Origin of the sequence: Streptomyces sp. DT2A-34 (assembly GCF_030499515.1) — a bacterium.
Classification (GTDB): domain Bacteria; phylum Actinomycetota; class Actinomycetes; order Streptomycetales; family Streptomycetaceae; genus Streptomyces.
The window spans coordinates 5,954,273-5,975,801 of the sequence record NZ_JASTWJ010000001.1 but is presented as its reverse complement, the minus strand read 5'-3'; the positions used below and the strand labels follow the sequence as shown (position 1 = coordinate 5,975,801).

Annotated in this window: 22 protein-coding genes; 5 read left to right on the top strand and 17 right to left on the bottom strand. The window is 67.5% G+C overall.

All coding sequences use genetic code 11. The features are described from left to right. Window positions 1-123 precede the first annotated feature (123 nt). From QQM39_RS26830 to QQM39_RS26800, 7 genes are all read right to left on the bottom strand, one after another. Window positions 124-315 carry a hypothetical protein gene (locus QQM39_RS26830; protein WP_302000108.1) on the bottom strand — a complete coding sequence of 64 codons (192 nt, stop codon included), beginning with the start codon at window positions 313-315 and terminating at the stop codon, window positions 124-126. 523 nt (window positions 316-838) lie between these two features. Next, a complete protein-coding gene (locus QQM39_RS26825) occupies window positions 839-1,408 on the bottom strand; it encodes a hypothetical protein (RefSeq protein WP_302000107.1) in 570 nt (189 codons plus the stop codon). 137 nt (window positions 1,409-1,545) lie between these two features. Further along, window positions 1,546-2,043 (bottom strand): DUF4265 domain-containing protein, encoded by a 498-nt coding sequence (locus QQM39_RS26820; protein WP_302000106.1) that lies wholly within the window; start codon window positions 2,041-2,043, stop codon window positions 1,546-1,548. A 524-nt stretch (window positions 2,044-2,567) separates the two neighbouring features. Beyond that, window positions 2,568-3,119, bottom strand: a complete 552-nt coding sequence (locus QQM39_RS26815; RefSeq protein WP_302000105.1) for a hypothetical protein — start codon at window positions 3,117-3,119, stop codon at window positions 2,568-2,570. A gap of 120 nt (window positions 3,120-3,239) precedes the next feature. Then, window positions 3,240-5,510: an RHS repeat-associated core domain-containing protein gene (locus tag QQM39_RS26810; protein WP_302000104.1), complete on the bottom strand. Its 2,271-nt coding sequence runs from the start codon at window positions 5,508-5,510 to the stop codon at window positions 3,240-3,242. A gap of 62 nt (window positions 5,511-5,572) precedes the next feature. Next, on the bottom strand, window positions 5,573-6,370 hold the full coding sequence (locus QQM39_RS26805; protein ID WP_302000103.1) for an ATP-binding protein: 798 nt from the start codon (window positions 6,368-6,370) through the stop codon (window positions 5,573-5,575). Next, window positions 6,367-6,582 (bottom strand): hypothetical protein, encoded by a 216-nt coding sequence (locus tag QQM39_RS26800; protein WP_302000102.1) that lies wholly within the window; start codon window positions 6,580-6,582, stop codon window positions 6,367-6,369. Before QQM39_RS26800 ends, QQM39_RS26805 begins: the two co-directional genes overlap by 4 nt. Window positions 6,583-6,915: 333 nt before the next feature. On the opposite strand from QQM39_RS26800, the gene QQM39_RS26795 reads away from it, so the two are divergent. Together QQM39_RS26795 and QQM39_RS26790 are read left to right on the top strand one after the other, a co-directional pair. After that, complete coding sequence (locus QQM39_RS26795) at window positions 6,916-7,788, top strand: helix-turn-helix transcriptional regulator (RefSeq protein ID WP_302000101.1); 873 nt, start codon at window positions 6,916-6,918, stop codon at window positions 7,786-7,788. After that, entirely contained in the window at window positions 7,785-8,012 is a 228-nt protein-coding gene (locus QQM39_RS26790; RefSeq protein ID WP_302000100.1) for a DUF397 domain-containing protein, read from the top strand. The genes QQM39_RS26795 and QQM39_RS26790 overlap by 4 nt, the downstream gene beginning before the upstream one ends. A 49-nt stretch (window positions 8,013-8,061) precedes the next feature. Here QQM39_RS26790 and QQM39_RS26785 read toward each other — a convergent pair whose 3' ends face one another. The 9 genes from QQM39_RS26785 to QQM39_RS26745 all read right to left on the bottom strand — a co-directional run bounded on the left by QQM39_RS26785 (window position 8,062) and on the right by QQM39_RS26745 (window position 14,901). Continuing rightward, window positions 8,062-8,835 carry a tetratricopeptide repeat protein gene (locus QQM39_RS26785; protein ID WP_302000099.1) on the bottom strand — a complete coding sequence of 258 codons (774 nt, stop codon included), beginning with the start codon at window positions 8,833-8,835 and terminating at the stop codon, window positions 8,062-8,064. Window positions 8,836-8,876: 41 nt separating this feature from the next. Then, window positions 8,877-9,200 (bottom strand): hypothetical protein, encoded by a 324-nt coding sequence (locus QQM39_RS26780; RefSeq protein ID WP_302000098.1) that lies wholly within the window; start codon window positions 9,198-9,200, stop codon window positions 8,877-8,879. Window positions 9,201-9,233: 33 nt separating this feature from the next. Continuing rightward, window positions 9,234-9,455, bottom strand: a complete 222-nt coding sequence (locus tag QQM39_RS26775) for a hypothetical protein (RefSeq protein WP_302000097.1) — start codon at window positions 9,453-9,455, stop codon at window positions 9,234-9,236. Window positions 9,456-9,686: 231 nt separating this feature from the next. After that, window positions 9,687-10,220, bottom strand: coding sequence for an SMI1/KNR4 family protein (locus tag QQM39_RS26770; RefSeq protein WP_302000096.1), 534 nt, complete (start codon window positions 10,218-10,220; stop codon window positions 9,687-9,689). 81 nt (window positions 10,221-10,301) lie between these two features. Continuing rightward, window positions 10,302-11,909: a DNRLRE domain-containing protein gene (locus QQM39_RS26765; RefSeq protein ID WP_302000095.1), complete on the bottom strand. Its 1,608-nt coding sequence runs from the start codon at window positions 11,907-11,909 to the stop codon at window positions 10,302-10,304. Between the two features lie 232 nt (window positions 11,910-12,141). Further along, window positions 12,142-12,780 (bottom strand): BMP family ABC transporter substrate-binding protein, encoded by a 639-nt coding sequence (locus QQM39_RS26760; RefSeq protein ID WP_302000094.1) that lies wholly within the window; start codon window positions 12,778-12,780, stop codon window positions 12,142-12,144. Next, the gene (locus QQM39_RS26755; protein ID WP_302000093.1) at window positions 12,777-13,121 is read right to left on the bottom strand and encodes a hypothetical protein; all 345 of its coding nucleotides are present in this window, start codon (window positions 13,119-13,121) and stop codon (window positions 12,777-12,779) included. Before QQM39_RS26755 ends, QQM39_RS26760 begins: the two co-directional genes overlap by 4 nt. A 133-nt stretch (window positions 13,122-13,254) precedes the next feature. After that, a complete protein-coding gene (locus tag QQM39_RS26750) occupies window positions 13,255-13,998 on the bottom strand; it encodes a GNAT family N-acetyltransferase (protein WP_302000092.1) in 744 nt (247 codons plus the stop codon). 135 nt (window positions 13,999-14,133) lie between these two features. Beyond that, the gene (locus QQM39_RS26745; protein ID WP_302003734.1) at window positions 14,134-14,901 is read right to left on the bottom strand and encodes an HNH endonuclease family protein; all 768 of its coding nucleotides are present in this window, start codon (window positions 14,899-14,901) and stop codon (window positions 14,134-14,136) included. 192 nt (window positions 14,902-15,093) lie between these two features. Here QQM39_RS26745 and QQM39_RS26740 point away from each other — a divergent pair, with 192 nt between their 5' ends. Both QQM39_RS26740 and QQM39_RS26735 read left to right on the top strand, forming a co-directional pair. Beyond that, window positions 15,094-15,294: an Rv0909 family putative TA system antitoxin gene (locus QQM39_RS26740; protein ID WP_302000091.1), complete on the top strand. Its 201-nt coding sequence runs from the start codon at window positions 15,094-15,096 to the stop codon at window positions 15,292-15,294. A 161-nt stretch (window positions 15,295-15,455) separates the two neighbouring features. After that, window positions 15,456-15,851 carry an SgcJ/EcaC family oxidoreductase gene (locus tag QQM39_RS26735; protein WP_302000090.1) on the top strand — a complete coding sequence of 132 codons (396 nt, stop codon included), beginning with the start codon at window positions 15,456-15,458 and terminating at the stop codon, window positions 15,849-15,851. A 9-nt stretch (window positions 15,852-15,860) separates the two neighbouring features. On the opposite strand, the gene mfd is transcribed toward QQM39_RS26735, so the two are convergent. Further along, complete coding sequence (gene mfd / locus QQM39_RS26730) at window positions 15,861-19,391, bottom strand: transcription-repair coupling factor (RefSeq protein WP_302000089.1); 3,531 nt, start codon at window positions 19,389-19,391, stop codon at window positions 15,861-15,863. 548 nt (window positions 19,392-19,939) lie between these two features. On the opposite strand from mfd, the gene QQM39_RS26725 reads away from it, so the two are divergent. Next, window positions 19,940-21,412: a DUF2079 domain-containing protein gene (locus QQM39_RS26725; RefSeq protein ID WP_302000088.1), complete on the top strand. Its 1,473-nt coding sequence runs from the start codon at window positions 19,940-19,942 to the stop codon at window positions 21,410-21,412. The last annotated feature ends 117 nt before the right edge of the window (window positions 21,413-21,529 follow it).

The following is a 21,529-nucleotide window of genomic DNA, read 5'->3' as shown; positions in this document are numbered from 1 at the left end:
CGTAATACGGCACCAACGCGTTTGCCGGGTTCGTCGAAGGTCTGAAGGGCAGCTCGGGTGTCCTGAGTCGCTGAACCCTCGGACACGAACAGCCTGCGAAGGCATCTCTTCCGAAGTTGCCGATCACCTGTACTTCTGCACCGTCCCCACCATCGCCTCGGCCTCCCCAAGACAACCCGCCAGCTCCCCGGCACGGCGGATCTCCTCGTCGGTCAGGCCACGCGCGACGGTGATCGCCTCGTGGAGCCCGTCGGCATTTCCGGCGTTATCCCATAGGTCTTCTCCCAGCAATTCCTCATATTCACCGGCCACCACGGTGGCGGCCAGTCTCCCTTGCAGTTCGGCGGTGGGGTCTTCGGCGCGACGCGATCACGCTTCGAGCTGTTGCAGCGCCTGGATAGAGCTTGCCGCCTACCTCTCGTTGGAGTACGAATTCATCCAGTACGGGTCACACAGCTGCCCGCGCTGGAGCGAGAGCCATACCCGAGCGACTTAAGCAGTGGGCTGACCGTCTGGGCCGAGATCGCCCTCGATGCTCCGAAGCATGCCGAATGACCGTCGCCATCACCCTCCTACCGCTTGAAGACCACGCCACCGCACCGGGGGTTCCGTGCGCGCTCAGCCCGATGGCACGTACGGACTGCTGATCCCATCCCCCGATACCCACCCGCCTTCCGCCATCCGATATGTGGAAGCCGGGTACTGCCTGTCCCAGTTGCCAGGCACCCAGGCGAGAGTTTCGGAAAAACCGCAGCGGCATCATCGGCGATCGCCTTCTCGACACACCGACACGAAAAAAGCCAAGGCCGCGACCCCTGAGGAGTCGCGGCCCCAACTGTTAACGCAAGGCCGAATTCAGAGCCGAGACGTACTGGATGCCAACTTCGCGCGAATCCTCAATGAATTCACGGAAACTAGAATTGTCGCGCCCCGTGAGGCTGCTCTGTTTCTCCCGAAGGCTTCGCTCGAGTCCACTGAAGTGCTTGGGACGACCGAGGTCGACTCCGCTTTTCTCGAGCTGCCAGTCGACATGTCCGGCGAACCGGTCAACCCACTCAGCCAGCGGAACCGGCGCATCATCGGGGAGATCGCCTGTGGCCATTCGGCAGTGCAACTCGATGAGTTCCGCAGCCTTGAACGGATAGTAGGTGCTCCCCATTGGCTCCTCGTCGAACAGATCCAGTAGCTCCCCCAGGGAATCCTGAACTTCTTCGACCTCGTCGATCCCCACAGGGACGCTCAGGTCCTCCATGGCGGACAGGCGTTCGGCGAGCTCCTGCGAGCTGGGATGATCGAGCACAGCGTCATCCCACTCCGAAGAGATCCCGGCCCGGATGATCGGAGCGAACCTCGTGATCGCGATTCGCACGAGCTGGATTCTTACTGCTTGATCACTCGGGATCGTCATGTGACCTCATTTTCGGGGCAGGAAAGTGACGACCGTCGGCCTCAGCGGAATTGGAATCTTGCGACTCTGTCGAGCATGTAGTTAATGCACCATCCAGACGAATGGAAGGAGAAAGAATCTTCGGTTGACGCTGTACTCTACATTCGCGCCGTCTGGAACGGCTTCATTTCGCTCCATTCCCAGAACAGCTTCCCCGCTGCGCGCTGTTCACTCATCAGCGCCACCAAAGGACTTGGATCCCTGTCTCCCGGAATGTCAACGGCCACATGCCGGTCACCACTCCACTCCCGGACGAAGCCCTCACCCTGAGCCAGTGAGTTCACTCGATCTGCGAGAGCTGCCACCTCCGTGCGAGTAAGGCCCGGCACAATCAAGGCACGCAATGTCCGGTGGCCGCCGGAAGAGACAACCTCAGTCAGCATGTCGTCCTCGTCGATCCGCACGACGTCAAACAACGAAAGTCCGTAGATGCGGAACGGAATGCATTGCATGACGAAAAGACCATCGTCGCGATGGCCGAGCCAGATCTGCTCCAACTGATCTGGGAAGCCGAAAGGTTCGAGGTCCCCCATGGCGATGCGCTGCCGTTCGGACAGGATCGCAGGGCCATCGTGAACGATGTAGGTCTTGGTCAAAAAATCACTCCTGAGGCTCTCTGTCAGCATAAGCGGACCAGGCACCCAGCGGGACGCCGGGGTGCCTGGCCGTATGGCTGGACCATTAGACCTTGCAGGGACTTATCCCATAGGTCTTCTCCCAGCCATTCCTCATATTCACCGTCCACCACGGTGACGGCCAGTCCCCCCTGCAGTTCGACGGCGGGGTCTTCGACGCGACGCGATCACGCTTCGAGCTGTTGCACTGCCTGCATGCAGCTTGCCGCCTACCTCTCGTTGGAGTGCGGATTCATCCAGTACGCATAGTTCCTTTCCCCGCCCGAAGGCCTGCGCCAGCCTCGCCAGGGCTCCGGACAACCCACCGCCCTGGCCGCTACGGCATGTTCGGCATCTCACCGCGTTGATGCCATGGTTTTTGACACAGTCCCGCCGCTCGACAATCGCCATTTTCCAACCATCGCGGAAATACTAGCGTAAGGCGGAATTCAGAGCCGAGACGTACTGGCGCTCAGCAAAGAGACCGACGAAGAGCATCTCAGGCTTCACCTTGCCAGTACGGCAGTGAAACGGTGCCTGCTGATTTCGGCGCAGCCTGCCCTCAACGCACCGGCATCGAGGGCCCGGCCGACCTCAGGAATTGACTGGCGCTGCCAGTCATACTCCTCCTGATAAAAATTAGACCCGGCCACATTCTGTTCCAATTCACCCATCGCTGTCAGAACAGCGTGCCCACAACGCTCGGCATCTGCAACACTCTCGGAACCGACACAGATGGTTGCATACCGCAGAGCAAGGACACTGTAAAAGGCGTAGATGTCGCCGACGGCGATGTGACCTGTCTCCGCCGGTTGCATCTCAGGAAAGCTTTCAAGCCGTTCCACCCTCTCGGGAAAATCGTCAAGTGTGTCATCAAGATCCCACAGGCGCTGCAGCGTATCGACGAAGAGATCCACGTCCACTCCACGCTCTGGAGCACCCGCCCGAAGGCCGGTGAAGATCTGCGCCATGCGTTCCACGCAACCAGCAGCATAGATCCGGACAACGTCACCGCTACCTGCTTGAAGGGCCGCCACGACACCCGCTTCGACCAACATCGATCCTCCAGTCAGTTCACCGAACCCCGCGCTACATCGCGAAGGGCAGTTTAAGCACTGCGGGGGTGCCCTATAGGAAGGGCACCCCCGGTTCCTCACAACTGCTGTGTGCGATCGGGACTACCGATGCTCAAAGCTTCTCTGCCGCGTTGTCGTCTTGCCGTTTCCTGGACAGACCTTTCCTCTCATCGCCCCACCGAACTCCCTGATCCAGGGGAGGCATCTGTCGCGACATACATTCCTGGACGTCCCACCGGCGATGAGGCTGTAATCGTTCGCCTGCATGTACAGGAAGATGTTCTGTTCGGCATCTGTTCCTCGGATGTTCGGTACACGCATCTCAGGGACACCGTCCAGCGAACTCTCCCTCGTCCGCAGCGGAACCGACATCTGGGCTGGAGTGAATCCGTCACCACTCGCGCCAACCAGGTCGATCGGACCGTGCGGCGTCTGCGCCCGAACTACAGCAACGGTGCTGACATTCTTCTTGATGAATTCGTCGGGTTCAGCGTCCCAGATCTCACGTGCCCGGTCACTGAACTGGCAGTTGTGGACGGGTACCGACGTATCACCCGCCAGCACATGGTAGGTGTGCAGGCCGTCGATGCTCAGGTCGTAGGTGACGCGCTGCGCCGTGTACGACGTGACCTTGAGGATCTTGGTCGGGGCACCGTCCCCGTTCTGGAGCTTGTGGCCTGCCTTGAGGTCGCCGGCCTGGGTCCAGGCGTTGCGGGAGACCTCGTAGAACTGGTGGTGCTTGGTGGTCTGGATCGTCTTGGGACCGGCCTTGGTGTCGACGATCACGTCGACGTAGTGGCGGTCGGTCTTGGTGACGATCACCGCCTTGACGCGGTGCTTCTCCTTCTTCTTCTTGCCGGGCTCAGCCGTCAGAACGTAGTCGCCGACCTTGACCTCGGAGATCGGCTTGACCGTGCCGTTGGCCATCAGCACACCGGTCAGGCCGGTGAAGCTGTGCGGAGTGGTGCTGCAAGTCTTCGCCTTGGGCCCGTACTTGCTGACCGCCGCCCCGAACACACCACCGGTAACGGCCCCGACAGCCGACGCCTTGGCGGCGCCGCTCGCGCTGCACCCCTCCTCGCTGGCCGCGCAGGAGACGCCGTATCCGACCGCGCCCTCCGCGGCGCCGCCCGCGGCGCCCATCGCCGCGCCCTGCGTGACCTTGCCGCCGACCCCGGCGAGCAGGCGGCCCACCGCGCCGGAGGCCGCTCCGCCGGCCGCGCCGCCCAGGGCACCGGTGGCGGCGCCGATGGCGACCGCGCCCAGGAAGCCCCCGACGGACTTGGGACCGTCGCTCATCAGGTAGCCCACGCCATTGGCCGCCGCGCCCGCGAGCGCCGCGCAGCCGATCACACCGGCACCGGCCGTGGCCGCCGTACAGCCGGCGAACACCACCACACCCACCGCCACCGACGCGATGGTCGCGGCGTGCTGCTTGACGAAGTTGGCTGAGGCCTTCGCCGCCTTCTTGACGGCTCTGCCTATCTTCTTGACCGCCTTCTTGGCCGCCTTGACCGCCTTCTTCGCCACATGTTTGACGGCCTTGGCGACCTTGCGCACCGTCTTCTTGACGTGATGGACGACCTTATGGGCGACGCGTTTGACGCGTTTGTAGGTGCGTTTGACGTATCTCTTGACCTTCTTGACGCTGTCCGCCACATAGCGGACGGTCTTGCGGACCGTGCGATACACCTTGCGGGAGACCTTCTTGACCGCCCGCTTGACCTTCTTCACCGCCTTGCGGACCGCCTTCGCCGCCCGCTTGACCGTGTGCTTGGTCTTCTTCCAGGCCGACTTCGCGACCTTCTTGACCTTCTTCGTGACCTTCTTGACGGCCTTCTTGATGAACTCGAACCAGTGGCCAGTCGGGTCCACACCCGTCATCGGGTTCTGGTTGGCGTAGGCGTACTGGTTGGCGTTCACCGACGACGGCAGCGGGTCGTTGGACACCGTGTCCCGGCTGTTGAACTGGCCGGTCTGCGGCGAGTACCAGCGCGCCGCCATGTTCACCTTGGCCGTGGCCGGGTCCGTCCAACCGGACTGATAGCCCAGGTTGCCCAGCATCCCCGCCGACGTCGCCGCCTTGCCGAACGGCGTGTACGTCGTCGACCCGGTCAGCGCCTCACCCGTGTCCGTGAACTGGGCCACCACGTCGTCGTGGATGTCCGTCAGCACCTGCACCGACGACGCGCCCGACTTCACGCCCACCAGCGAACCGTCCACGTTGCGGCTGTAGACGGCAGAACCGTCCGAGGCCACCTCGTTCCCGGCACCGCTATACAGGAAAGCGAAGACCTCCGCGCCCTGCTCGTCCTTGGCGCTCAGGACACGATCCAGACCGTCGTAGACGTACGTCCGATCGCCCTCACTCATCACACGGTTGAAGGCATCCGCCTTCATCGGGGTCTGCGTCCCGCCCTCATCCGTGACCGAACTCAGCGTTGGGCAGGCTCTCGCGGCTCGGCGTCGAGTTCGGCCCAGACTGTCAGGCCGTTGCCAGTCCGCCGGCTTCCCCACCGAGCGGAAAGCGCCTCGGTGATCAGCAGTCCGCGTCCGTGTTCCTGGTCCGGTCCCGGCGGTCGGGTCGGTGCGCAGGCCGCGGGGGTGTTGATTGCGCCCTCGTCGGTCACAGTGACGGTGACCCTCCCAGCGGTGAGGGCGCAGGTGACTGTGATGGTGCGGCTGTCGCTGTGCTCCAGGGCGTTGGCGACCAGCTCGCCGACGATCGTTTCCAGGTCGTCCGCCGCGCTGGAGGCCAGACCCCAGGATCGGACGGTGTCGCGCACGTAGCGCCGGGCGGAGCGTGCGGAGGCGAGGTCGCGGCCGGGGAAGGTCAGTGACCCGAACCCGTGGGGCTCGGCCGAGCTGTGCGCGAGGACATCGTGGATGGGCCCCGCGGGTGGCAGTACTGCGGGAGGTCCGTCTGGGAAGGCTCTGGGCTCCGCGCGTACTGGGCCGAGGCGGGCGCCCCGAGACCTGGCAATGAGCAGCACGTCGGTGAGCGCATCGGCCAGTTGCCCCGCCAGTCGGCCGAATTCGCCCGCCTTGGGCTCTCGCGCCGAGAGCACGTCTCGTGTACGGCCCAGAAGCCGGTCCGCGAGCCCGAGTTGCACGGCCTCGATCCGGTCGGCGATCCGGGAGGCCGTGCCGTCGCCGTCGGTGAGGAGGAGGCAGGGCTGGCCGTGGGCACCAGTCCAGGGCAGGAGTCGTACACGGGTGTCCTCGCCGTTCATGACGCGGCCCCCAGGCAGGCGTGGATGTCGCGGGTGTCGAGGTCGACGCCGTACGTGGCACACCAGAGGATGTCGCGGCGCAAGCGCTGTAGCCGGACCTTCTCCTCACTTTCGTACGCGGCAAGGTAAGGGCGGACGAGGGCAGTGGTGGCGCCGTCGATGGGTTCGTACCAGAGGCGAACGGTGGGAGCGAGGGCGGGGCGAGGCAGCATGCGTCGTTTGAACGGCGGGGTAGACGAAGACCGCGCCACCAACGGCTGACCTGCACGGTGACATCCAGAGGCAGTGGTGATTCTCCGCAGCCAACGAGCCGCTCGCTCCAGGTACTTGATCACGTCCTCAACTCCTAAGGATCGATCAGCGGGACGAGGGAAGCCTGTCATGGGATTCCCACAGAAGAGACACCCATGAGGGGAGTTCACTAATGTGGGTGACGGACTTCGGATCCATGTCCGGTGCGCTGAAGCGACCCATACAGTCAGCGCCGTTGGGGCAGGGAAGCGGGTCGAAACGGTTGGCTCCACGGCACGGAAGGAATCGGCGACATGACCGCTACGCAGACGGGGCCGGCCGGACGCATGCAGATCGCCCGAGGGTTGATCTCACTGCGGGAGCGACGGGGGCTGACACAGACTCAAGTAGCCGAAAAGGCAGGCGTCAGCACGACGACCGTCAGTCGGTACGAGACGTGGCAGGACCGCGCCCGCATTCGATGGGCCACGGTCAAGGCCCTGGCTGACGCCTGCGAGGCGACGACCGAGGAACGTGAAGCCCTCGTGGCCATCGCCAAGTCACAGGCCGACGGCTGGTGGGTCGGCAACAGAGCGGTACCGCAGTGGATGGACCCCCTCGTCTCCTTCGAGTACGCAGCCGCGTACGAGCACGTGTTCGCGAACTCGGTGATTCCCGGCCTCCTTCAGACGAAGGAGTACGCCCTCGCCGTCCATCAGGCGCGTGAAGTGCGCAGCTCCAACGAGGAGATCGAGCGCATGGTGGAAGCGCGCATCCTGCGCCAGGGCATCCTGGAGCGAGACCCGGCACTGCATCTGTGGGTGATCCTGGACGAGGCGGTCCTGCGTCGGCCAGTGGGGGACCCCGAGATCATGGCCCGGCAGCTCACGCATCTCCAAGAGGTGGCCAAGAGCCCCAGCGTGGACATCCAGATCCTGCCATTCAGCGCAGGGGCTCACGCCGCTGGGGCCGGGCACTTTGTGGTCATCGGGCGGGACGACGAGCGAGAACCCTTGAATTCCATGGCGGTTGTGTACATCGAGATGCGCCGCCGTGGGCTATATCTCGACGACGCAGAGGACGTGAGTGCCTATAAGTTGACCTTCGACTACCTTCGTTCGCAGGCCCTACACACGACCGCCTCGTCGCGGCTGATCACCAGAGCACGACAGGAGCTGTCCTCATGACCGACATAGCAACCCCCTTGGCCAAGCTGCCAGCTGCGACGTGGTTCAAGAGCAGCTACAGCGGCGGCGAGGGCAACGAGTGCGTCGAGGTGGCCTGCGTCCTGACGAGGGTGGGCATACGCGACTCCAAGGTCTCCGGCCAAAGGGGGTTCACCGTGAGCGCCGACGCGTTTGCCGGGTTCGTCGAAGGTCTGAAGTGCAGCTCGGGTGGCCTGAGTCGCTGAACCCTCGGACACGAATATCCCGCGAGGGCATCTCTTCCGAAGTTGCCGATCACCGGTACTTCTGTACCGTCCCCACCATCGCCTCGGCCTCCCCAGGACAACCCGCCAGCTCCCCGGCACGGCGGATCTCCTCGTCGGTCATGCCGCGCGCGACGGCGATCGCCTCGTGGAGCCCGTCGGCGTTTCCGGCGTGGATCATCTTGAAGAACCACTTCAGGGCCTCGATGCTGTCCGGGCGTCCGGCGGTACCGTCCCGGTACCAGCAGGCAGCGACGTACATCGCCCCGTCATGACCCGACTCGGCGGCGTTCACATAACTGCGCAGCGCCTCGGCGTCCTGGTCCATCGCCGCGAGCAGGTCACCGAGGACGACATACGCGTCGTCGATACCACCCTCCGCAGCGGATCGCAGAAGCGCGGCAACGGCATGAGGGTCACGCTTCCCCCACCACAGCTGCGCCAGATTGAACTGAGCGTGAGCGTCCCCGTCGTCGGCAGCCTCCTTGAAGAGCCGCTCGGCCTCCGTGAGGTTCTGCGGGACTCCCAGTCCGTTCGCGTAGAGATGCCCCAGGCTTCGCTTTCCCATGGCACTGTCCCGCTCAGCGGTCTTCTTGAACCAGAAAGCAGCATCGGAGGGATTCTCCGCGAATTCAAGGAGAACCCCTCCGAGTACATTCTGGGCAGCCATGTCGCCAGATTCTGCCGCCGCCGTGAGCGACGGCAGAATCTCGCCGAGCTGGTCACCTGCGTCTGAATCTCCGTTTTGGGCAGACTCCAGGAGAGCCAGAGCGGTTGCCGCGATACCAGAGAGTTCGTCTGTCACCCGAGCATGGTATCGCCTGCTCCTCCTGCCGCACGAGGTGGTCAGTCATCTTCGTATGGCAACACCTCTCTCTTTCCACCGGGATGAAAGACGTTGAGGCCATTCGGATCGGCATCCCGTTTCACCTGGTTGTCATGGGTCGCGAGTCTGCCGAAGAAATCGACACAGTCATCGCACGTCTCCCGGGAAACTGTGTGGAGTCCGTCGGGATTGATGAGCTCTGCCTGTTTCTCCGCATGGGAGTTGTAGTAGCGACCTGGCTGTCCCACGTCGAGACCGTGCGTCCGGATGGGCATTCCCATCCCCGCGCGCTTGGCCGCCACATCGTCAACGTTGACCTTCTCGAAGGCCCTGGTCTTGCGCATCGACCAACCGGAGAGAGTGAACTTTCCACCTGATTACGCCAGGGTCTTCGTATTGCGGAAATTCGGCCACTTCATCGAGCCGGGAGAGGTCGCCGCACTGATCGGGCAGGCCTCGCCGTCGTCGTTGTGGACGAGGACGACGTCACTCTCACCGGCCGCCACGTGGTAGGTGTGCAGACCCTCGATGCTCAGGTCGTACGTGACGCGCTGTGCCGTGTACGCCCTGCCGTCGAGGATGTTGGGTCGGGGCACCATCCCCGTTCTGGAGCTTATGGCCCGCCTTGCGGTCGCCGGCCTGGGGCCAGGCGTTGCGGCTGACCTCGTAGAACTGCTGGTGCTTCAGCTGACCCACACGCCCGAAAGGAGGAGAGCCCCGGGGCCTGACCAAAGAGCCGAAAACGGCCCGCCGGTTGCACCGACGAGCCGCCCCAGTAACTGCACCCTCGACAAGAGGGCGCAGTTACCGGCTCCCGAGACCTGGCGAATTCACGCCAGGTCGTTCGCCTCTTTGAGGTTGTGGGCGATCATCCCTCGAAAGAAGTCCGAAAAGGTCCGGTATCTTTCGATTTCCGCACCGGCCAGCCAGATCACCGGGCCCGAGCAAGGCAGATCTTTCTCCCACGGCATGACGAGGATGTCGATGTCCGTCCGTGAAGCACCAATGGGGATCAGCGGGGCGCGAGACGCTCCTCGCTCGATCTCCACCTCATCCTCGATCACCCGCACCAGTTCCTCAGCCTCGGCGTAGGCGGCAGAACCGAAGTCTGCCGTCCCGAAGAGGTCGATGTCCTGGAGGATGGCAGGCCATCCGTCCGCATGCCGCAGGAAATCGGCGTACTCGGGGTCCAGCGGACAGTGGGTCACCGCAGAGATCTCCGCGATCCGCTGGGGTGTGGCCGGAGGCCGGGGTGGCTCATGGCGCCAGAGCCCGTCGCGGTCACTGTCTGCCAACCTTTGCTTGGCGGTGACCATGTCCGCCAAGAGCGCCGACCAATCAGTCACCATCGCCACCTCTCTCATCGACCAGTACGAACTTCTTCGGCCTGCATCCCACGGGACAGCGCTGTCCCTGGGCGGAAAGGCTACTGTTCACCCGCTTGGTCATATCGATCCAGGTCGGCGGCTTTCCGTGGCCCAGCCACATCGCGTCGGGCGCATGCCCGGCAACCCCGGAGTAAGGGGTTCCGGCCGCCGCCGCACGGCGTCCTCGGAGTGGAACTTCTTCCAGTGCAGGGCGTCGCCGGTCGGCGCGGCCAGCGCCAGGCCGTAGTTGGCCCCGCCGGTGGCGACCTGGGTGAACCACGAGGTCGACAGCGTCACCGGCATCTTCACACCTACGCCGGTGCTGCCGCTGGTGTTGGTGCACGAGGAGCCGGGGGCCACCGTGGCGGAGCCGATGGAGGAGCCGTACGCCGGACCGGGGTACGTGGTGGTCGTCGACGGCGACCACGACTGGGTCACCGGGTACACGGAGAAGGGCGTGGCGGTGCACGTCGAGGACCACAGCGCCCAGACGTTGAGGGTGGCCGCGGAGACCTTCTGGCCGGAGATCGTCGAGCCCAGTGAGGAGAACTGCAGGAAGGAGTTCGCCTTGGTGGTGCCCGAGTCGTACGAACCGACCTTGATCTGGTTCTCGGCGGAGCGGTCGGCGCTGTAGTCGTTCTGCACGTAAGTCGCCTCGCTCGCGGCGAGGACCGTCGTGGGGTCGACGGTGACCGGGTAGACCCGCTTCGGGTCGTCCAGCCAGTCGCGGTCGGCGGTCATCCGCAGCGCCGGTTCGCCGTCCACCGTGGTCAGCTCGTAGGAGACCCGCGGGGAGCGGACGCCCTCGCCGGAGCGCCGGTCGATGCGGGAGTCCTCCATGTAGCCGTGCGGGATGGTGGCGGTCACCTTGCCGTCGGCGTCGGTGAACTCCACGTCCCCGTCCTTGGCGACGCGCGGCGTCAGGCCCTTCGCCTCCAGCGGGAAGACCCAGGAGCCGGCCGCGTCCGGCGAGTGCAGGACGAGGTTCTCCTTGAAGCCGTCGGCGATCGGGACGAGTTGCACGTCCGTCTCCGGCAGCACGTCGGCGTAGACGAGGGTGCCGTCCTCGGCCTCGGCCGCCGTGGCCTCGCGCGCGCCGCGCAGCGCGTACGACAGGGTCCGGCCGGCTCCGAAGTCGACGGAGGCCAGCTGCTCGTCGGCGGCGTTCGCGGCGAACGCGACGTCGAGGGAGTTGGCCTTCTGCTCGAACCGGCCGCCCTTGTCCTCGACCAGGCTGGTGTCGATGGGCTTCCAGGTGCCGTCGGCCGCCTTGAAGTTGGCGCGGCCGTTGTAGTGGCGGATCGTGGTGGAGCCGTCCGCGTTGACGTAGTAGTCCGACGTGGCCGTGGACTTCTTGGCGTCGCGCTTGCTGGTGTCGGCGTCGAAGCTCTTCCCGCCGCCCGGGGCCGCGCCGGTCGTGGCCTTCTCGGTCCCGTCGACGGGGCGCTCGTACGCATCGAGCTGCCCCTTGCCCTTGCCGGGCTTACGACCGACACCGCGGTCGGCGCTGGTGGCCGCGGTCGAGGCGCGGTGGCTCTTGCCGCGAGCGGTGCCGCCCTCCTGGTCCGGGGTGTCCGCCGAGGGGGACTCGGAGGCCCATTCCCACAGACCGGACAGCGACAGCTCGGGCATTTTCACCGCCGGCAGCGTGGCCCCGGCGGCCGCCGCCGTCTCGGTGGTGAGCATGAACGAGAACGAGACAAGGACAGAAAGTGCCGTAGCCCTCGCTCTGCGCCTGCCGGCACGACCCGGCGGGAACAAGCGAGGGCCGTGGACCCAGCGAACGCGCATGGGCAAGCCTTTACTTGAGAAGCTTACAAAGCTTCGAAAGCTTGCACTTTGGGGTCACATAAGTGCCACATAAAGTCGACGCCGTTAGCTGATCTTTATCGGTCGGACCCCACCATCTGCCTGTACGTCACCTTTCGGCCATCCGCACAGCCTGCCGGATCGATTCCGCCACCGTCTCCTTGACGCTTCCGCCAGGCTTCGCGACGGTGACGTTTCCGGCGTGGACCGCCTTCGTGCCCGACGTGCCGTCCACCACGACGAAGCGCACATCGGGGTTCTTCCCGGCGGCGGCCCGCGTGACCTGAACCTGCGAGGTGCCGACCGCCAGGACGACTTCGCACTGACGCTGGATCAGACTGTTGAAGAACGGCCGGACGTTGTCCACCGACTGCGGCCCCGTGACCGGCACGTAGTTGACCCGGGCCCGGGTCTCCAGGGACGCCTTCCGCATCCCCTCCCACACGGAAGCGGCAGGCGTGCCCGGCGCGATGCCCTTCTCTCCCGTCAGCAGGCACGCGTCAACCTCCGTGTACTGGCGCGCACGCGGATCAGGGGGCCCGTCCTGCCCGCCGGTGAGAAACCACGCGCCCAGCACCCCGAGCACGACGACGACAGCCGCACCGCCCGCGGCCCAGCCCCTGCGGCCCCGCAGCGCACCCGCCGTCGCGGCCATCACACGGGCGACGGCGGCCTTGCGCGCGGGCTTGCCGGCCGGCCCCTTCTTGCTGTCGCGTTTGTTCCCGCGCCAGGTACGCCGGAGTTTCATCGCGGCCGGCTCTCGGACGATCTGCGCAGCAGGCAGTGCAGGGTGGCACCGACCGTGGCGACGAACAGCAGCAGCACATCGGCGGCGTACTGCAGGCCATGGGTCTCCACCGGGGTGAGCAGCGCCTGGGCCACCCACGCCACGTTGACCGCGGTGAAGACCACCGCCGCCAGCCAGTCGGCGCGCGTACCCCGCCGGACGGCCAACACCAGCGACGGCACCGCCGCCAGCATCCCCAGCGTCAGCACCGGTACGGCCGCCAGTGCCGTCCTGGGGAGCAGCCCGGGCACGGTGCCGGCCCCCGATCGAGCCGCAGTCGCGGCACCAACGTTGTGCTTCACGGCGGTTTACCTCTGCTTCTCGGGAGCGTGCGCATATATGCACGAGATAAGGACGGGCGGCCGTAGAGTACATCCCCCGCCTGACCGCATCAGTCCTGGGGCCCAGCGAGGCAGGGCCGAGTCGGCGGTCTGCTCACAGCGGGTGCCGCATCCACACGTTGGGCTCGACATACACCGCGTGGTCCCGCTCCGGCTCGCACCGCACCGGCACCAGCGCGCCGGGCACCTCGACGTCGCCCGCGGTGTCGAAGGGCAGGCCGGTCCAGCGGCGCCACTGCTCCAGTGAGCCGGCGACGGTCATGGAGGCCGGGGCGATGGAGTCGATGGTGGCGCCGGCGCGGGCGTGGACGCGCAGCCACGGGTCGTGGGGCAGGCCGTCGGGGCGTACGCGACGGGCGTACTCCTCGATGGGGGGGCGCGGTTCGAGGTGCTTGGCGTTGGGGCGGACCGGGGCGACGACCTCGCGGAAGCCGTGGGCCCGGGCGTTGTCGCGCATCGCGGAGAGCATCCTGGCGGACAGGCCGCTGCCCCGGGCGTGCGGGGCGATGACGACGGAGATGGCGCTGACCGTGTCGGGCGGGGTGCCGCGGCGCAGGTCGGCGAAGGCCCACACCAGCACCTCGTCCCAGCCTCGCGCGGGCAGTCGGCCACGGCCCTCGGCGGCGAGGGCGAAGGGCACGCTGTAGGCGTGGGCGACGACCTCACCCCGCTCGTCCTCGGCGAACAGCACGTACTGCGGGAGTTCGCGGGGGATCCGGCCGTAGTGGGCGTCACCCACGAGGTCCTGAACCGCGAACTCCGGCCAGGTGTCCGCCATGTCGACGACCCGCTCAAGCATCTCGGGGCGTTCGGCGAGGCTCGATACCTTCCACTCCATGCCGGTCACCGTAGGCTCGGGCGGCCGCGCCGGATAGCCGTTTTCTGACCCACCGGCAGGCACCGGGTCCGCCGCCGGGCGCCACGTCTCCGCCAGGCACCGCCACCGCCGGATCAGCTCTCCCCACGCGCCGGATCACCCGGCACACTGCCGCAACATCATCTCCTTGTCGGCAGCCGTCACGGGAAGTTCGTACTTCAGCGACACCTGGGCGAAGCGCACCGCGTACGAGCAGCGGATCCGCTTGTTCGGGGGCAGCCAGGACGCGGGGCCGGAGTCGCCCTTGGAGCCGTTGGTGGGGCCGTCGACCGGTATGAGGTTGAGGGGGTCGTTGGCGATGTCCTGGCGTTTGCCCTTCGGCCAGCGGGAGGCGCCCATCTGCCAGTCGTACGACAACGGCATGACGTGGTCGATCTGTACGGTCGTGGCGCGGGACTTGGCCCAGTCGATCGTCCGGCCCGTGTACGGGTCGCGCAGGGTCATGGAGGTCACGACGCAGTCCGAGCCGGAGCGGAAGCGGAGGTCCTCGCCGTCGCGCTGGAGGAGGTCGTTGCGGGTGTCGCAGCCGTTGCGGGCGAACGGGATGCCGCCCGGGGCCGAGTCCATCCAGGCGTAGCCGAACTCGTCGCGGTCGTAGCCCGTCTTCGGGCCGCGGCCCTTCGTCGCCACCTTCTCGATGAGGGCCCGCGCCTCGGCCCGGTCGGCGTCCGAGGTGAGGGGCGCGAGCCCCGGCTTGGTGCCGTCGGGATTGTCCAGGGGGCTCACGGCGCGGCCGGAACCCGTGGCCGGGACGGAGCCGGTGGGCTCGCTGTCCACGGGTAGGTCGACGTTCTCGCACCCCGCCAGTGCCAGCACCATGCCGAGCATCGCCGCGGCGCTCGCCGCCCCGCCCCTCAGACGCATCACGATGCGCCCCTCCCTTTGTCGCCCGCTCCGCCCCGCACAGGCGGTTTTCCCTGGTACGCCGTCGGGCACACGGTAGCGGCCCGGCGCACGGCGGCATCCAAGAGGTCCAGACCACAACGGACCAAAGCGCGCATACCTCGCAACTCGGGCGTATCGTCGGTGGTGAGTCGCCCCTGGAAGGAGCTCTGGATGGGCATCTTCGACAGGTTCAAGAACCGCCACGGGCAGGACAAGTCCGGCAACATGTCCGACGCCGCGGAACGGAAGGTCAACGAGAGGACGGGCAACAAGCACGAGAGCCAGGTCGACGACGCACAGCAGCGGATGGAACGCGACCTCGGCAGGGACCGCGACCTCGGCAGGGACCGCGACAGGCCCGATCAGCCGTAAGCCGGAGCCTCACGGAGGGCCACGGAGGGCCACTCGACCCGAGAGCAGAGGCCGCCCGCGGAGACCATCTCCCGCGGGCGGCTTCGCACTGGCTCGGCAACGCCCCGAAGCCCCGGGCAGCCCTTGACCTCAAGTCCGGTTGAGGTCCCAGAGTGATCCGCATGACCACCGAAACCACGGACATCAAGGCCATCGAGCAGGTCGTCGCCACCGTCGAACGCACCCAGCGCGCCAAGGACGCCGACGGCTTCCTCGCCCTCTTCCACCCCGACGCCCTGTGGACGACCGGCCACGGCAAGGTCCTCATCGGCCTCGACGCGATCGCCGAGTTCACCCGCGCCGTGCTGCCCACCGCGACCTGGGACGGCGAGGTCACCTACGAGGTGGTGCACACGCGGTTCCTACGTCCCGACGTGGCGGCCGTCAAGGTCCGGCAGGTCTACCACTCCCCGAACGGCGACACGGAGGGCGCCCCGCTGTACGTCATGACCCGCCAGGACGACGGCAGGTGGCTGCTGCACGCCTGCCAGAACACCGAGGTGCGGGGCGAGCGGTAGCCGCCTCGGTCAGGACCCCAGAATCGACGCCAGGAACTCCCCGACCCACCCCAGCAACTCCCGCCCGACGAGCGGCTTCCCGCCCACCTTCGCGGTCTTCGGACGCGGCACCAGCACCTGGTGCGCCGCCGGCTTGATGACGGTGCCCGGGTACAGGCGCTTGAGCCTGAGCTCCTGCGATTCCCGCAACTCCACCGGCGCGAAGCGGATGTTGTTGCCCTGCAGGACGATCTCGCCGACGCCGCACGCGCGTGCCAGCATGCGCAGGCCCGCCACCAGCAGGAGGTTCTCGACCGGCTCCGGCAACTTGCCGTAGCGGTCGACGAGTTCCTCGCGTACGGCCTTGATGTCCTCCTCCGTGTTGGCGGAGGCGATGGAGCGGTAGGCCTGCAACCGGAGCCGCTCGCCGGGCGCGTAGTCGTGCGGGACGTGCGCGTCGACGGGGAGTTCGATCTTGACCTCGAGCGGCGGCTCCTCCTCGACGCCGCCCTCCAGGGACGCCCGGTAGTCCGCGACCGCCTCGCCGACCATACGGACGTACAGGTCGAAGCCGACGCCCGCGATGTGGCCGGACTGCTCGCCGCCCAGCAGATTGCCGGCCCCTCGGATCTCCAGGTCCTTCATCGCCACGTACATGCCCGCGCCCATCTCCGTGTGCTGGGCGATGGTCGCCAGACGCTCGTGGGCCGTCTCCGTGAGGGGCTTCTCCGGGGGGTACAGGAAGTAGGCGTAGCCGCGCTCCCTGCCTCGCCCGACCCGGCCGCGCAGCTGGTGCAGCTGCGACAGGCCGAAGTTGTCGCCGCGCTCCACGATCAGGGTGTTGGCGTTGGAGATGTCGATGCCGGACTCGACGATCGTCGTCGAGACCAGGACGTCGAACTTCTTCTCCCAGAAGTCGACGACGACCTGCTCCAGCGCCTGCTCCGACATCTGGCCGTGGGCGGTGGCGATACGCGCCTCGGGGACGATCTCGCGCAGGCGCGCGGCCGCCCGGTCGATCGACTCGACCCGGTTGTGGATGTAGAAGACCTGGCCCTCGCGCAGCAGTTCACGGCGGATCGCGGCGCCGATCTGCTTCTCCTCGTACGGGCCGACGAAGGTCAGGACCGGGTGCCGCTCCTCGGGCGGGGTGGTGATCGTCGACATCTCGCGGATGCCGGTGACCGCCATCTCCAGGGTTCTGGGGATCGGGGTCGCGGACATCGTCAGGACGTCGACGTTGGCGCGCAGCTTCTTCAGCTGTTCCTTGTGCTCGACGCCGAAGCGCTGCTCCTCGTCGACGATGACCAGGCCCAGGTCCTTGAACTTGGTCTCCGACGAGAACAGCCGGTGGGTGCCGATGACGATGTCCACCGAGCCGTCCTTCAGGCCCTCCAGGACCGCCTTCGCCTCGGTGTCGGTCTGGAAGCGGGACAGCGCCCGGGTGTTCACCGGGAACTGCGAGTAGCGCTCGGAGAACGTCCCGAAGTGCTGCTGCACCAGCAGGGTCGTCGGCACCAGCACCGCCACCTGCTTGCCGTCCTGTACGGCCTTGAAGGCGGCCCGGACCGCGATCTCCGTCTTGCCGTAGCCGACGTCGCCGCAGATCAGGCGGTCCATCGGGACCGACTTCTCCATGTCCTCCTTGACCTCGGCGATCGTCGTCAGCTGGTCCGGCGTCTCCACGTACGGGAAGGCGTCCTCCAGCTCGCGCTGCCAGGGGGTGTCCGAGCCGAAGGCGTGCCCCGGCGCCGCCATGCGCGCGCTGTACAGCTTGATCAGGTCGGCCGCGATCTCCTTGACCGCCTTCTTCGCGCGCGCCTTGGTCTTCGTCCAGTCGGCGCCGCCCAGGCGGTGCAGGGTGGGGGCCTCGCCACCGACGTACTTGGTGATCTGCTCCAGCTGGTCGGTGGGGATGTACAGGCGGTCGCCGGGCTGGCCGCGCTTGGCGGGGGCGTACTCGACGACGAGGTACTCGCGCGTGGCGCCCTGGACGGTGCGCTGCACCATCTCGATGTAGCGGCCGACGCCGTGCTGCTCGTGGACGATGTAGTCGCCCGTCTCCAGGGTGAGCGGGTCGATGGTCTTGCGGCGGCGGGCCGGCATGCGGGCGCCGTCCTTGCCGGCCGCTTTCTGCCCGGACAGGTCGGTCTCGGTCAGCACGGCCAGCTTGAGCACGGGGTCCACGAAGCCGTAGTCGATCGAGCCGCAGGCGACATGGACGACCGCCGGGGCGATCTCCCCCAGGTCCGCCTCCAGACGCGCCGCCACGCCCTCGCCGCCGAGGACCTCGACCGTGCGGGCCGCCGGGCCGTGCGCCTCGGTCACGAAGACCGTGCGCCAGCCTTCGGCGAGCCAGCCCTTGGTGTCGGCGAGGGCCTTCGCGGTGTCGCCGCGGTACGACTCGGGGGCGTGCATCCCCAGCTTGAGGGTGTCGGCGTCGAGTTCGTCGTCGGCCGCGAACGGCGACACCGACCACCACATCATGTCCAGCTCGCGCGCCCGGTCCCGGACGTCCGCGATGGACCACAGGGAGGCCGCGCCGACGTCGATGGGCGCCTCGCCGCCGCCGGCCGTGGCGGCCCAGGACGCCTGCAGGAACTCCTGCGACGTGGCTACGAGGTCGGCGGCACGCGTGCGTACCCGTTCCGGGTCGCATACGACGGCCATGGCGCCCTTGGGCAGGACGTCGAGGAGCAGCTCCATGTCGTCGACGAGGACGGGGGCGAGGGACTCCATGCCCTCGACGGCGATGCCCTCGGCGATCTTGCCGAGCAGTTCGCCGAGCTCGGGGTGCTGCTCGGCGAGGGCACGCGCGCGTGCGCGGACGTCGTCGGTGAGGAGGAGTTCGCGGCAGGGCGGGGCCCACAGGCCGTGTTCGGCGACTTCGAGGGAGCGCTGGTCGGCGACCTTGAAGTAGCGGATCTCCTCGACGTCGTCGCCCCAGAACTCGATGCGCAGGGGGTGCTCTTCGGTGGGCGGGAAGACGTCCAGGATGCCGCCTCGTACGGCGAACTCGCCGCGCTTCTCGACGAGTTCCACGCGCGCGTACGCGGCGGCGGCGAGGGCTTCGACGATCTCGTTGAGGTCGGCGGTCTCGCCGGTCCGCAGGGCCACCGGTTCCAGGTCGCCGAGGCCCTTGACCTGCGGCTGGAGGACCGAGCGGACGGGGGATACGACGACGGAGACCGGGCCCGTCTCGGGGTCGTCGGGGCGGGGGTGGGCGAGGCGGCGCAGGACCGCGAGGCGGCGGCCGACGGTGTCGCTGCGGGGGCTGAGGCGCTCGTGCGGGAGGGTCTCCCAGGACGGGTACTCCACGACGCCCTCCGGGGGGAGGAGGGAGCGCAGGGCTGCCGCCAGGTCCTCGGCCTCGCGGCCCGTCGCCGTCACCGCGAGGACCGGGCGGTCGGTCTCGCGGGCCAGGGCGGCGATCGCGAACGGGCGGGCCGCCGGGGGGCCGACCAGGTCGACGTGCATGCGGTTGCCGTCTGCGGCCGCCGTGATCGCTTCCGCGAGGGCGGTGTCCTTGACTACGGCGTCGAGCAGACCGTGCAGGCTCATTCGGGGGCGCTTTCGTCCGGGGTGGGCAACACGAAGGGCCCGACGCGTGTGACGGGCCGGGGGCCTCCAGCGTACGTCGCTGCGGGGGCGCGTGCCGGGCCTGTGGATAACGTCCGTTCTCTGGTGGCCGGCGTGGCTGTGGGGCTCGGGCCTTTTTCGCCCCCGCCGCCCCTACCCGTCCCATCCTTGAGGGGCTCCGCCCCTTCGACCCCGGTCCCTGGGGGCCTGCGGCCCCCAGACCCCCGCTTCGGCCCTGAACGGGCCTCGTCCTCAAACGCCGGACGGGCTGAATGACGCGGGGCCGGCCTCAAGAGGTGCAGCCCCCTGCGGGTGGGCGGGAGCCAGGGACGGCACGGCCTCGCCCTCAAACCCCGGACCGGACGGATGACGCGGGCCGGCCTCAAGGAGTGAAGCCCCCTGCGGGTGGGCGGGAGCCAGGGACGGCGTGGCCTCGTCCTCAAACCCCGGACCGGACGGAGTGCCTCGACCGGCGCCGGAAAGTGCGGGTGGCCACAGGCCCTGAACACCGCACCGCGTAAGGTCCCCCCATGCCCACCCCCGCCACCTCCGCGACGCCGAACACGTCCTCGGATCCCCACATACCGGAGCCCGCCGGGCGCACCGAAGGGGACGCGCAGCCCGATCCCGGTCGGCGGGATCCCTGGCTGCTCGCCGCCGTGCTCTTCGTCGGGTACGCGATCGTGTCCGTCGGCCGTTACCGGCATCTGGGGCAGCGGTCGTGGGATCTCGGGATCTTCGAGCAGGTCATCCGGTCGTACGCGCATCTTCAGGCGCCGATCGCCGACCTCAAGGGGCCCGGGTTCAACATCCTGGGCGATCACTTCAGCCCGGTGACGGCCCTGCTCGCGCCGTTCTACCGGGTGTTTCCCTCCCCGGTGACCCTCCTCGTCGCGCAGGCCGCGCTGTTCGCCCTGTCCGCCGTCCCCGTCACCCGGGCCGCGGCCCGGCTGCTGGGGCGGCCGCGGGGGCTTGCGATCGGGCTGGCGTACGGGCTGTCGTGGGGGCTTCAGCAGGCCGTCGACTTCGACTTCCACGAGATCTGCTTCGCCGTACCGCTCATCGCGTTCAGCCTCGAAGCGCTGCTCGCACGGCGTTGGCGGGCCGCTCTGCTCTGGGCGATCGCGCTCGTCCTGGTGAAGGAGGATCTGGGGTTCACCCTCACGGCCATCGCGCTGGTCGTCGCCTGGCGGGCCCGCCAGGACTCGCCGCGCGCGTCCCGGTACGCGATCGGCGTCGCCGTCTTCGGCGTGGTGGCCGTCGCGGTCACCCTCCTGCTGGTCATACCGAGCTTCAACTCCGCCGGCACCTACGACTACTGGAACAAGGTGAGCGAGTCGTCGGGCGGCGGCGGGCCCTTCGACGGCCTCGACACCAAGCTCCGTACGCTGTGCTGGCTCCTCATACCGACCACCGGACTGCTCGCCCTGCGGTCCCCCATCCTGCTCGTCGCCCTGCCCACCATCGGCTGGCGTTTCGTCTCCTCCTACCCGCAGTACTGGGGGACGGATTGGCACTACAACGCCGTTCTGATGCCCATCGTCGCCCTCGCGCTCGTCGACGCCCTCGACACCGCCCGGCACAGCACGCGCGCGTGGCTGCGGTCGTACGTCCATCACCTGCCCGCCGCCGTCGCGGCCGCCTCGCTCGCGCTGACCACCTCACTGCCGCTCGCCGCGCTGACCGAGAGCGAGATCTACCGCAAGCCCGCGCGCGTGACGGCCATCGAGCGGCTTCTCGCCCAAGTGCCCGACAACGCCTCCGTCGAGGCGAACATCGCTCCGATCAGCCGGCTCACCTCGCGCTGCCGGGTCTTCTGGGTCAGCACCGCGCGCGGTATCAACCCCGACTTCATCGCCCTCGACAACTCGCGCAAGCGCTATCGCGACGTCGAGGCCTACGCCGAGACCCTGCACCCCGACGCCCGGTACACCGTCAAGGGCACCGCCTACGGCGTCGTACTGCTGGAGCGGCGGAGCGGGCCGGGGCAGAGCGGGCAATGACCGTGGGCCCGGTCCGGAGGGTGAAACCTCCGGACCGGGCCCGTCTCCCCCGCAACCCCCGTGTGCGGTGGCTATGCGATCGACTACTCGGCCGACTACTCGACCGGCTACTCGGTC